The organism is Gardnerella sp. KA00771 (assembly GCF_049244045.1).
Classification (GTDB): Bacteria; Actinomycetota; Actinomycetes; order Actinomycetales; family Bifidobacteriaceae; genus Bifidobacterium; species Bifidobacterium swidsinskii.
Genome location: NZ_CP058368.1, coordinates 1,287,776 through 1,300,772, shown reverse-complemented (window position 1 = coordinate 1,300,772; position 12,997 = coordinate 1,287,776). Strand labels below are relative to the sequence as shown.

Annotated in this window: 6 protein-coding genes; 3 read left to right on the top strand and 3 right to left on the bottom strand. The window is 49.0% G+C overall.

The annotated features are described in order from the left end of the window. The first annotated feature begins 16 nt into the window (after positions 1-16). The gene (locus HXT57_RS05335; RefSeq protein ID WP_012914448.1) at positions 17-1,381 is read left to right on the top strand and encodes a PFL family protein; all 1,365 of its coding nucleotides are present in this window, start codon (positions 17-19) and stop codon (positions 1,379-1,381) included. Between the two features lie 259 nt (positions 1,382-1,640). Here HXT57_RS05335 and HXT57_RS05330 read toward each other — a convergent pair whose 3' ends face one another. The 3 genes from HXT57_RS05330 to HXT57_RS05320 form a co-directional block, all read right to left on the bottom strand. Next, positions 1,641-2,450, bottom strand: coding sequence for a hypothetical protein (locus HXT57_RS05330; RefSeq protein WP_219705480.1), 810 nt, complete (start codon positions 2,448-2,450; stop codon positions 1,641-1,643). 114 nt (positions 2,451-2,564) lie between these two features. After that, the gene (locus HXT57_RS05325; RefSeq protein ID WP_421783493.1) at positions 2,565-3,560 is read right to left on the bottom strand and encodes an A/G-specific adenine glycosylase; all 996 of its coding nucleotides are present in this window, start codon (positions 3,558-3,560) and stop codon (positions 2,565-2,567) included. Positions 3,561-3,593: 33 nt separating this feature from the next. Then, positions 3,594-4,283, bottom strand: coding sequence for a tRNA (cytidine(34)-2'-O)-methyltransferase (locus HXT57_RS05320; protein ID WP_012914445.1), 690 nt, complete (start codon positions 4,281-4,283; stop codon positions 3,594-3,596). A gap of 868 nt (positions 4,284-5,151) precedes the next feature. Between HXT57_RS05320 and rpoB the strand changes: the two genes are divergently transcribed. Both rpoB and HXT57_RS05310 read left to right on the top strand, forming a co-directional pair. Next, positions 5,152-8,700, top strand: a complete 3,549-nt coding sequence (rpoB, locus tag HXT57_RS05315) for a DNA-directed RNA polymerase subunit beta (protein WP_033888523.1) — start codon at positions 5,152-5,154, stop codon at positions 8,698-8,700. A 70-nt stretch (positions 8,701-8,770) separates the two neighbouring features. Beyond that, on the top strand, positions 8,771-12,790 hold the full coding sequence (locus HXT57_RS05310) for a DNA-directed RNA polymerase subunit beta' (RefSeq protein ID WP_103013812.1): 4,020 nt from the start codon (positions 8,771-8,773) through the stop codon (positions 12,788-12,790). Positions 12,791-12,997: the final 207 nt, after the last annotated feature.

Genomic DNA, 12,997 nt, shown 5'->3' with positions numbered 1-12,997 from the left:
CGTAAGGAAGTACATAATGCTCAACCTGATGGAAGTAAGCGAAACTAATTCGATGATTGAGCAAGAACAGCTCGACGTTCGCACAATCACCATGGGAATCAACCTACTAGATTGCGCTTGCGAAAACGTGCAGGACGTTTGTTGTAAAGTTGAAGCAAAAATCACACGTCTTGCGAAAGATTTAGTAAAAACTGGCAACGATATTTCGCGCGACTACGGAATTCCAATTGTAAACAAGCGAATTACTGTAACTCCGATTTCGCTTGTTGGAGCGTCATCTTGTAAAAAGCCTGAAGATTTTGTGCAAATTGCGCACGCATTAGACAGAGCAGCACACACTGTTGGAGTTGATTTAATTGGTGGGTATTCTGCGCTTCCAGCAAAGTCGATGACTGCAGCAGACCGCATGCTTATTGAGTCGCTTCCGCAAGCTTTAAGTGAGACGGAAATTGTGTGCTCGTCTGTGAATGTTGGCTCAACACGAACCGGTATAGACATGGATTGCGTAGAGCTGCTCGGACGTACGATTAAAAAGATTGCTGAAGCTACAGCTGGAAACGATTCTTACGGTTGCGTTAAATTCGTGGCTTTTTGCAATGCTCCGGACGACAACCCGTTCATGGCAGGCGGCTTCCATGGTGTAACTGAAGGCGATGCTGTGATCAATGTTGGCGTGTCTGGTCCTGGCGTTGTTTCGAGTGCACTCGATGCTGCTAGAGGGAAAGACTTTGCTTTTCTGTGCGAAACTATTAAGCGCACTGCGTTTAAAATTACTCGCGTAGGTCAGTTGGTTGCGCAAGAGGCTTCTCGCAGGCTTGGTGTGCCGTTTGGAATTATAGACTTGTCGCTTGCTCCAACTCCTGCAGTTGGCGATTCTGTTGGCGAAGTGCTTGAGAAAATCGGTTTGGATCAGGTTGGTGCTCCCGGCACAACTGCAGCGCTCGCTATGCTGAACGATCAAGTTAAGAAGGGCGGCATTATGGCAAGTAGCTATGTTGGCGGTCTTTCTGGAGCGTTTATACCCGTTTCGGAAGATGCAAATATGATTGCTGCTGCGAAGTCTGGCTGCTTGACTATTGAAAAGCTTGAAGCAATGACTTGCGTTTGCTCAGTCGGTCTTGACATGATTGCAATTCCTGGAAACACTTCCGCTGCAACGATTTCTGGCATGATTGCGGATGAATCTGCAATCGGCATGATTAATCAAAAAACTACCGCTGTGCGAATTATTCCAGTAATTGGAAAAGGTGTAGGCGAAATGGCGAACTTCGGCGGATTAATGGGATATGCGCCGATTATGCCAGTAAACCAAACAAGCTGCGAAGCTTTCGTAACTCGCGGTGGACGTATTCCTGCTCCAGTACACAGCTTCAAGAATTAGCGTGCGCTTTGACCGAGCTTGAAATCACAGGATTTCAAGCTCCTTCAAAGCGGAAACTCGCTTAAGTTGGAAGTCCGGGGGACTTCCAACGCGAGTTTCGTAGCGAGCGCGTTACCCGCGCGAGCGTCACCGTTTTTTCGTTACTGGTGCAGTCGTCAGCGCAAATGCCGGAGAACATGCGCGCAATTGGGGACTTACACCCCACATAAGTCCACAAAAACGAGCGCAGCGCTTCGGCAGGTCGTCGCACGCATAAATCCTACTGCACATTAATGATCACTGGCTCGCTGTGAAGCCCTGGCACGCGCTTATGCTCAAGCCGCGCAACGTATGTGCCGCGATCCACCTTCGGTAAATCGTCATCTGCAACACAGCCTTTTCCGACGGTAGTATTGGTATTCCAAGTGATTTTCTTTTCGAAATGATCACCCTTCGCCATAAGCAGCGGCTTTAATGCAGTGTCACAACTATCAGAACGCCATACTGCATGTGATAAGTAGTCAACGCTCTTACTTGCGTCTTTAAAGTCTTTGTTGTCTTTATTATCTTTCTTTTTATTATCTTTAGTTTCTTGCTTACCTTGCGTAACTTCTTCACTACTATTAATAGTTAGAACAGCATTCATATCCGATGCGTCAATAAGGCAAGAAGAGTTTCCTTCGTGCACAAATCGTTCTGTCAACTCAACACTACCGCCCATAGGAACAGTTTGTGACTTAGTAGAAAGCTCAAGACGAATATCTTTATCAGTGCAATGAGGTGTTAATCCAACAGGACGGGGGTCTGGCACTGAATGACGAACAATGGTAACTTCATGACCAGCAATCGCTTTACTAATAGCGGCAATACCCTTGCTCAAGCTAATAACACAAAATATTGCCAACATAATCAAAAGCAACAAAGCAATACCGACAACAATTCTGCGACGACGATACATTCTTCGTTTTGCTGCGCTCATGTTACGTACGGTCTTACGCACGGGTTTGCGCATCGGGTTGCGAACCGATGTTGCACTCGCATTGCGATGCGGCTCACGTGGTGACGTAGTTGGCATTGACATATTTACCATTGTAATACATAAGTCGATGAGATGAACTGTACTCACTACACAAGGTAGACTCTCATACAAAGTAATTAAGCTGTTAATTAAAGAGTTACAAAAGCAGCGTAATGAGTTAGTTACTTAAGGTAATGCTAAAGTGCCATCTGGCAATATAGTGATAAGACTGTCATGATCGAGCGAAGCAATGCATTCGCCAAGTTGTGTTTGATTCGACCATAAATTATTGATCTCGCAACGTTGCAATACCTGCTGTTTTTTATGTGCTTCACGCAATGCCTGCAAAATAATGCCGCGCACTTGCCGATTAGTGCCGGCAAAATGCTGCTGGGGGCGGGTATGGCGGCCAAGACCTGGAAATCCAGCAGCTTTGAAACGGCACCATGTTTGCAAAGGACATGCAGTGCATTGCGGAGATCGTGCTGTGCAAATGGTAGCACCAATTTCCATAATTGCCTGATTCCAAACGGATGAAGTGCAGGTAGTGTTGGTGGTGTTAGTAGCGTTAGCAGTGGCAGCAGTAACATGATTATCTTCTGGCAATACTGCGGCAGCAAGCTCGCGGTCAGATTGCGTTGTGCTGCCACCATGCGATTCAGTTCCAGTAAAAGCGCGCATAAGTACGCGGCGAATATTTGTATCAATCACCGCAATGTGCTTGCCATAAGCAAAGCTGAGTATTGCACTTGCTGTGTAATCGCCTACACCTGGCAAGGCAATAAGTTCTTCATAGGTGCATGGCAGCTTATTGCGATATCTTGTTGCTACAACTTGAGCACAAGATTGTAAACGTAACGCGCGTCGAGGGTAGCCGAGGCAACCCCAAGCTGTAATAATTTCAGCACTCGTAGCGTGAGCTAGTGATTGTGCATCTGGCCAAGTTTGCATCCAAGTGAGCCAATAGGGTACAACACGGCTCATTTGCGTTTGCTGGCTCATTACTTCACACACAAGCACACCCCAAGGGGTAGTGTGCCCAAACCTCCAAGGCAAATCGCGTGCGCAACTATGCCAAAAAAGTGCAACATTATCGCGCGTAAGTGTTGCCAATTCGCGCAATGGCTGAGAAGTTTCTTCGGTGAGATGTTCTTCGGGGAGAGATTGTGAATCTTGTTGCATGCTTAATTATGTAAACGTCGTATACTTTTGTGATTACTTTCCGCCTGTAAAACCGAGTTGTCTCCACGCTTCATACACTGCAATAGAAGCGCAATTTGTAAGATTCAAACTACGAAGTGACGGGCGCATAGGAAGACGCACCTGCTCTGCCACGTGCGGGCCTGCCATAACATCCATTGGATCAGGAATATCTCCTGGTTCTGGTCCAAAAAGCAGAATATCGTTCGGCTTATATTCAATTTCAGTGTAAAGTTTCGTAGCATTCGCAGTAAACGCAATAATTCGCGAATTTGGCATTGACTCAACTAAATTCTCAAAATTTGGGTGCAAAACAACGTGAGCCATATCGTGATAATCCAAGCCTGCGCGACGTAATTTAGTATCGTGCAAATTAAAACCAAGCGGCTCAACCAAGTGCAAAATAGTGCCAGTTACAGCGCAAAGTCGAATTGCGGAACCTGTATTTCCTGGAATACGAGGGGAGTAGAAGCAAAGGTGAGGAGTGTGCGTTTCTGCGCGCGCTGCGTCGTCGGCGCTGAGCATTGCGTCCATAACGCTAATTGGATTTCCGTGAGCGTCGGTTACAAGCTCGTCTGGGCCATAATTTGATTTGCGGTAGCCGTACTCGTACATTTGCTCTACGCGGCTTGCTGCTGCTTTGTGTGCTTCTGTTTGCTTTTCGGTTTTGGCTGCGGCTTCTTGCGTATTCTCGCTGTTATTCATGCTATTCCTTAGCTTTTTAAGTATCTTTACGTAACTTCGTAATCGTAACGTATTTAGTTTACTCGCAACTTGTATCGTTTGCCGTGGCGCGAGTTTTGGGGGATTTCTCTCCTCGCATGTGCTACGACCTGCTTGAGCGCAGCATTGTGCGCGCGAAAGCAACTCGGAGCGTGAGCTTGCTCAAGTTGAAAGCACGGTGTGCTTTCAACGCAAGCTCAGTAGCGAGCGCGCTTTGCGCGTGAGCGTTCCTTCGTCGCTCTATTCTTAAACTTTTTTAACGATAAGCTCGCGTTTTATTACGCTCGCTTGCGAAACTCGCGTTGGAAGTCCACTGGACTTCCAACTTTAGCGAGTTTCCGCATTGAAGTGCCTCCGCGCACTACGCTTTAAGCGCTCCGGCAAGTCAATGCGCAGTCCTCTTTTAGTGCTCGTAAAGAAATCCCCCAAACTCTGCATGCTAATTCGTTAATAACCGTGCCTTATCGCAGAGATTTTTCGATTTTTCTTCTTCACTCGGCGAATCAGCAGCCTACGGCTCTGACGTTCGCCTCGCTCAGTGCGAAAAATCTCAAATCTCACCACACGAATATTCGTTCCACTGAAGTAGAGAATATTAAGCATCCCAGAAATTGCAAGCGCTAGAGCGGACTTTTTTTATTAATAAGGAAGTCTTTAGTTTTTGGTAAAGTAGAGGTTCTGTGTAAGGTGTGTCATATAGCGGGCATGCTCATGGAACCGAAGAAGGCGCCCGCGCATCGCAACTTGCTTATTTGGCAGTTTCGTTTGCCGCGATTTTCTTTAGTTTTTCAAAGATTAAATAGTTAACTAGCGAGTGATAAAGGAACGTCCATTGGCTGCTGAACAAGCTATGACGAGCACCACGAAAGTCATCGCACGTGCTGACGAACATGATATTAAGTTGCATAAAGCGTCAGATCGTGTGAATTTTGGCTCCATTTGTGAGCCTATTGATGTGCCATACCTCCTCGGCGTGCAAACCGACAGCTTTGATTGGTTGATCGGCTCTGAACGCTGGAAGAAGCGCGTTGCAGAAGATGAAGCAAACGGAACTCACACCGTGCCTCATGTTTCTGGTCTCGATGAAGTCTTCCAGGAGATTTCCCCAATTGAGAACTTTGCTGAGACAATGAGTCTCACATTCTCTGATCCATACTTTGAAGAGCCACGCCACACTGTGCTCGAGTGCAAGGAAAAGGATTACACCTATTCTGCTCCACTTTATGTGAATGCTGAGTTTGAAAACGGCGAAACTGGTGAAATTAAGAGCCAAACTGTTTTCATGGGTGATTTCCCACTTCAAACTCCACACGGTACTTTTATTATTGGCGGCACCGAGCGAGTAATTGTTTCGCAGCTTGTGCGCTCTCCAGGCGTGTATTTTGATCGCACGCAGGATCGCACTTCCGACAAGGATGTTTTCGGTGCGAAGATTATTCCAAGCCGCGGTGCATGGCTGGAATTTGAGATCGACAAGCGTGACGTTTTAGGCGTTCGCGTTGACCGCAAGCGTAAGCAGTCTGCAATCGTATTCCTTATGGCTATTGGCATGACGAAAGACGAAATTGCCGATGCTTTCCAAGGATACCCACTTGTTTTGGATGCGCTCGCAAAAGAGCCTATCGAAACGCAAGACGATGCACTTACCGATTTGTACCGTAAGATTCGCCCTGCAGATACTGCAACTCCAGAAGCTGGTCGCAACCTTCTCGATTCCTTCTACTTCAACACAAAGCGTTACGATTTGGCTCGCGTTGGTCGCTATAAGATCAACCGCAAGCTCGGTATTGAAGCAGATTACAGCGATCGTAGCTTGAACCGCGAAGATATTATCGCAACTATTAAGTACTTGGTAACGTTGCATTCCGGCGAAAAAACCTTCCCAGGTAAGCGCGACGGTCAAGACGTGCAGTTGCGCGTTGACGTTGACGATATCGATCATTTCGGCAACCGTCGTATTCGTCAGGTTGGCGAGCTTGTGCAGAATCAGCTTCGTACCGGCTTAAGCCGCATGGAGCGCGTTGTGCGCGAACGTATGACAACTCAGGATGCAGAGGCAATTACTCCTCAGTCCTTGATTAACATTCGTCCAGTAAACGCAACTATTAAGGAATTCTTCGGAACTTCCCAGCTCAGCCAGTTTATGGATCAAAACAATCCTTTGGCAGGCGTTACGAACAAGCGTCGTCTTTCCGCACTTGGTCCTGGTGGTCTTTCTCGCGATCGCGCTTCTATGGAAGTTCGAGACGTGCACCCATCCCACTTCGGACGTATGTGCCCAATCGAATCCCCAGAAGGTCCAAACATTGGTCTTATCGGTTCTTTGGCAACCTTCGGACGCATCAACCCATTCGGCTTCATCGAAACCCCATACCGCAAGGTTGTGAATGGTCACGTAACTAACGAAGTTGAATACATGACTGCAGACCGCGAAGCCGAGCACGTTATTGCTCAAGCAAACCAGGAACTCGACGAAAACGGCAACTTCGTTGGCACTCAAGCACTTGCTCGCGTGGACGAAGAAGAAGCAGTCGATGTGCCTGTAAGCACTGTAGATTACATGGATGTTTCCCCACGTCAGATGGTTTCCCTTGGTGCTTCCTTGATTCCATTCTTGGAGCACGATGAAGGTCACCGTGCATTGATGGGTACGAACATGCAGCGTCAGGCTGTGCCGCTTATTAAGTCGGAGCGACCACTTGTTGGTACCGGTTCTGAATGGCGTGCAGCAGTTGATTCTGGCGACGTAATCTTGGCTGAAAAGCCGGGCGTAGTAACTTACGTTTCTGCAGATATTATTCGCGTTATGAACGACGATGGAACTCAGTCCAGCTACAAGCTTTCAAAGTTCCAGCGTTCTAACCAGACTACTTGCTACAACCAAGTGCCGCTTATTAAAGATGGCGAGCGTGTTGAAGCTGGTACTGTTTTGGCAGACGGTCCTGCAACCGAAAAGGGCGAACTTGCATTGGGTAAGAACTTGCTCGTTGCATTCATGCCTTGGAACGGTTACAACTACGAGGATGCTGTGATTATTTCCCAGCGTCTTGTGCAAGATGATACGCTTTCTTCTATTCACATTGAAGAATACGAAATCGACGCTCGTGAAACCAAGCTTGGTTCCGAAGAGATTACTCGTGACTTGCCAAACGTTGGTGAAGATGCGATTGCAAATCTTGACGAGCGCGGCATTATTCGCATCGGCGCTGAAGTCGAAGCCGGCGATATTTTGGTTGGTAAGGTAACTCCTAAGGGCGAAACCGAGCTTACTCCAGAAGAGCGTTTGCTTCGTGCAATCTTCGGTGAAAAGAGCCGCGAAGTGCGCGATACTTCTTTGCGCGTGCCACACGGTGAGACTGGTACTGTGATTGCAGTTAAGGAAATCACTCGTGAAGACGCTGAAGACGACGGTGACGAGCTTCCAAACGGCGTGAACCAAATGATTCGCGTTTACATTGCTCAGCATCGTAAGATTACGCAAGGCGATAAGCTTTCCGGTCGTCACGGCAACAAGGGTGTTATTTCCCGCATTTTGCCAGAAGAAGATATGCCATTCTTGGCTGATGGTACTCCAGTTGACATCATGCTTAACCCGTTGGGTGTGCCTTCTCGAATGAACTTGGGTCAGGTGCTCGAGCTTCACTTGGGTTGGATTGCTCACGCTGGCTGGGATATTAACTTGGATCCAGACTTGGAAGCAGCTTGGAAGAAGTACGTGCCGCAAGGTGCTGAGCATGGCGATCCATGCACTCCAGTTGCAACACCAGTATTCGACGGCGTGCGCCCAGAAACTTTGAAGGGCTTGCTTTCTACAACACTCGCAAATCGCGATGGTGACAAGCTTGTTGGCTCCGACGGTAAGGCAACCTTATTCGACGGTCGTACTGGTGAGCCATTCCCGAAGCCAATTTCTGTGGGCTACATGTACATTTTGAAGCTGCATCACTTGGTTGATGATAAGATTCACGCACGTTCCACTGGTCCTTACTCCATGATTACCCAGCAGCCGTTGGGTGGTAAGGCTCAGTTCGGCGGTCAGCGCTTCGGCGAAATGGAAGTGTGGGCGCTCGAGGCTTATGGTGCTGCTTACACATTGCACGAAATGATGACTACGAAGTCTGATGACGTCGACGGTCGCGTGCGCGTGTATGGTGCTATCGTCAAGGGCGATAACCTGCCACCAGCTGGCATTCCTGAATCCTTCAAGGTGTTGCTTAAGGAAATGCAGTCGCTTTCCCTTAATGTTGAAGTGTTGAACGCTGAAGGCGTTGCAATCGACATGAAGGATGAAGAGGACGACCCAGTTTCATCTTCCGACGATCTTGGCTTCAATATTGGCGCTCGACCAGATTCGTCCGCCAAGGAAGATCAGATTGCTGTTGAACCTGAATACCAGTGATTCGGTAACGAACACACTTTAAGAAATTAAGAAACATTAGAAAACAATTTCATGAGACAGGACGATAAGAGTGCTGGACGTCAACGCATTTGACAAACTGAGGATTGGACTGGCCACCGCCGAAGATATCCGTAGCTGGAGCCACGGCGAAGTAAAGAAGCCAGAAACCATTAATTACCGTACCCTAAAGCCAGAGAAGGACGGTCTGTTCGGTGAGCAGATCTTCGGTCCAACTCGCGATTGGGAGTGCGCGTGCGGCAAATATAAGCGCGTGCGCTTTAAGGGAATCGTGTGCGAGCGATGCGGCGTGGAAGTTACCCGCAGCCGCGTTCGCCGCGAACGCATGGGTCATATTGAGCTTGCAGCTCCGGTAACGCACATTTGGTTCTTCAAGGGTGTGCCAAGCCGTTTGGGCTACTTGCTCGACATTGCACCTAAGGATCTTGAAAAAGTAATCTACTTCGCAGCCTACATGGTTACGAAAGTCGACGAAGAACAGCGTCATCAAGATCTTCCAGATTTGCAAGACGAATTCGATACCGAAATCGGCAACCTTCGCAAGCGCCGCGATAACGAAATTGAAGCGCGCGCAAAGAAAGTTGAAGAAGACTTGCACGAGCTGGAAGAATCTGGCGAAAGCAAAGGTGCTGCAAAATCTAAGCTGCGCGCTAGTGCAGAACGCGAAATGTCTGCTATTCGCACCCGTTACGACGAGCAGATTCAGCGTTTGAATGCCGTGTTCGACCGCTTCAAGGGCTTGCGTGCCGGAGACATGGAAGGCGACGTTGACTTGTGGCGCGAGATGGAAGATCGCTACGGTGACTACTTCGAAGGCTGCATGGGTGCTGAAGCTATTAAGAAGCGTTTGCAGGACTTCGATTTGAAGTCTGCCGCAGAGGAGCTTCGCGCAGAAATCGACAACGGAACCGGTCAGCGCAAGGCTCGCGCTTTGAAGCGACTGAAGGTTGTAAACGCATTCTTGACTACTGGAAACAAGCCAGAAGCTATGGTTTTGGACGTAATTCCAGTAATCCCACCAGATTTGCGACCAATGGTTCAGCTCGATGGTGGTCGTTTTGCAACTTCCGATTTGAACGATTTGTACCGTCGCGTAATCAACCGTAACAACCGTTTGAAGCGACTTATTGAGCTCGGCGCTCCTGAAATCATGCTTAATAACGAAAAGCGCATGCTTCAGGAAGCAGTCGATTCGCTCTTCGACAACGGTCGCCGCGGACGCCCAGTAACCGGCGCATCCAACCGACCATTAAAGTCGCTTTCCGACATGCTTAAGGGTAAGCAAGGTCGATTCCGTCAGAACTTGCTCGGTAAGCGTGTTGATTACTCCGGCCGTTCCGTAATCGTCGTTGGTCCAAGCCTTCGCATGCATCAGTGCGGTTTGCCAAAGCCAATGGCATTGGAGCTGTTTAAGCCGTTCGTTATTAAGCGTTTGGTAGATCAGGGCTTCGCTCAGAATATGAAGAGCGCAAAGCGTTTGGTTGACCGCGGCGACTCCGAAGTTTGGGGCGTCTTGGAGGAAGTTATTTCCGAGCATCCTGTGCTTCTTAACCGCGCACCTACACTTCACCGCTTGGGTATTCAAGCATTTGAGCCAATTTTGGTTGAAGGTAAAGCAATCCACCTGCCACCACTTGCCTGCGCAGCATTCAACGCAGACTTCGATGGTGACCAGATGGCAGTGCATCTTCCGCTTTCTGCAGAAGCTCAAGCCGAAGCACGCACTTTGATGATGGCTTCCGACAATATCTTGAAGCCAGCAGACGGTCACACCGTTACAATGCCTTCTCAGGATATGATTCTGGGTCTTTACTACTTGTCTACCGTAATTGACGGAGCAAAGGGTCAGGGTCGTATTTTCTCCTCGCTTGCTGAAGCTGAAATGGCTCTCGACAAGCATGAGATTGACATGCAAGCTAAGGTGCTGATTCGAGTTCCTGCAGACTTCGTATTGCCAAAGAATTGGGAGCCTGCTGAGCTTAAGGTTGTCGACCCTGAGCCAGGCAGCCCGGACGTTGTGCGCGAAGAGCGTTTTAAGGACGGAACTGTACTGTTTGCAACTTCTTGCGGACGCATTTTGTTCAACGGAACTTTGCCAGTCGACTATCCGTTCGTAAACGAGCAGGTGCCAAAGGGCGTACTTTCTAAGATCGTCGACGAAATTGCAACCCGCTATTCTACAGCTCAAGTTGCAGCAACACTCGACGCTTTGAAGGATCTCGGCTTTACTCGCGCTCCTTGGTCTGGCGTAACGATGGCATTCTCCGACATTGTGCTTCCTCCAAATCGCGAACAAATCGCGCAAGATTACGAGGATCAGGCTGCAAAAATCAACTCCCAGTACGATATGGGTCTTCTTACCGACGAAGAACGTCGTCAAGAGTTGATTAACTTGTGGACTGAATGCACCGACAAGGTTGCAGACGCAATGCGCGAAAACTTCCACGACGACAACAACGTGAACATCATGGTTCAGTCAGGCGCACGTGGTAACTGGATGCAGATTCGCCAGATTGCTGGTATGCGAGGCCTCGTGGCAAACCCTAAGGGCGAGATTATTCCTCGACCTGTTAAGTCAAACTACCGCGACGGCTTGTCTGTGTTGGAGTACTTCATCTCCCAGCACGGCGCTCGTAAGGGCCTGGCAGATACCGCACTTCGTACGGCAGAATCTGGCTACTTGACTCGTCGTCTTGTGGACGTTTCGCAGGAAGTAATCGTTCGCGAAGAAGATTGTGGCACTAAGCGCGGTCTTATGATGAAGATTGCTGATCGCGACGAAAACGGCAATTTGACGCTTGTTAAGGCTGCTGATGGCGGTCCATACTCGCGCTTGCTTGCTGCAGACGTGCTCGATCCTGCTGACGGCACTACAGTTTTGGCAAAGTGCGGAGATGCGCTTTCTATGGACGTTTTGCGCGATTTGGTTGCGCACGGCGTTGAGGAAGTTAAGGCGCGTTCTGTGCTTACTTGCGAATCTAAGCGCGGCGTTTGCGCAAAGTGCTACGGATGGTCCTTGGCTACGAGCCGACTCGTGGATGTTGGCGAGGCTGTTGGTATTGTTGCAGCACAGTCCATTGGTGAGCCTGGTACGCAGCTTACGCTTCGTTCCTTCCACTCTGGTGGCGTCGCTTCGGCTTCTGATATTACTCAGGGTCTTCCTCGTGTTACGGAGCTTTTCGAGGCTCGTACTCCTAAGGGTGAGGCTCCAATCGCTGAGTTCCCAGGCGTTGTGAAGGTTGAGGATACTGACCATGGTCGTCAGGTGACTTTGACTCCAGACGACACTACGGTTGAGCCAATCGTTTACCCTGTGACGCGTCGTGCGCCAATGCTGGTAAAGGATGGCGAGCATGTTGACGTTGGTACGCAGCTGATTGAGGGTTCTGTGGATCCTAAGAAGATTTTGCGAATCCTTGGTCCGCGCGCAGCTCAGGTGAATATTGTGGAAGAAGTTCACAACGTTTACCGTTCTCAGGGCGTTGATATTCACGACAAGCACATTGAAGTTATTGTGCACCAGATGCTTCGCCGTATTACGGTGATCGATTCTGGCGATACGGATCTTCTTCCAGGTGAGCTTGTGGATCAGGCAAAGTTCCGTGAGGCAAACTTGGCTGCCGTTAAGAACGGTGGCAAGCCTGCTGCTGGTCGACCAGAGCTTATGGGTATTACCAAGGCTTCTTTGGCTACGGATTCTTGGCTTTCTGCAGCATCGTTCCAGGAGACTACGCGCGTGCTTACTGAGGCCGCCTTAAGCCAGAAGGAAGATGACCTCAAGGGCTTGAAGGAGAACGTGATTATCGGTAAGCTCATCCCAGCTGGTACCGGTTTGGCGCGTTACCGCAACGCTAACGTGGAGCCGGATCCTCAGGTGCGTGACTCTATTTATCCGAACTTTGGTTTGGGTGGTGCAGATAGCACGCCTTCGAACTTCGGTGAGAGCGATATGGGCGATGTTGACTTCTCCAACATTGATTTTGGCGACATGAAGCTCGGCGACGACTTTAATCCAGATGATTACCTTGATGATCAGGGTGGTCAGGGTGATTACGGCGACGAAGCTGAGTGACGCTAGTCTGATATAAAAATGGGGCTTCAAGCTTTCGGGCTTGAAGCCCCATTTTGTTACTGGCACAGTATGCTTTCTGCGTTAATAACGTATAATGCCGTTTTTTCGTTACTGGGCAGCGTGACGACCTGCTTTCGCGCATAGAGCGTAGCGCGCGAAAGCAATTCGGAGCGGAAACTCGCTTAAGTTGAAAGCACAGTGTGCTTT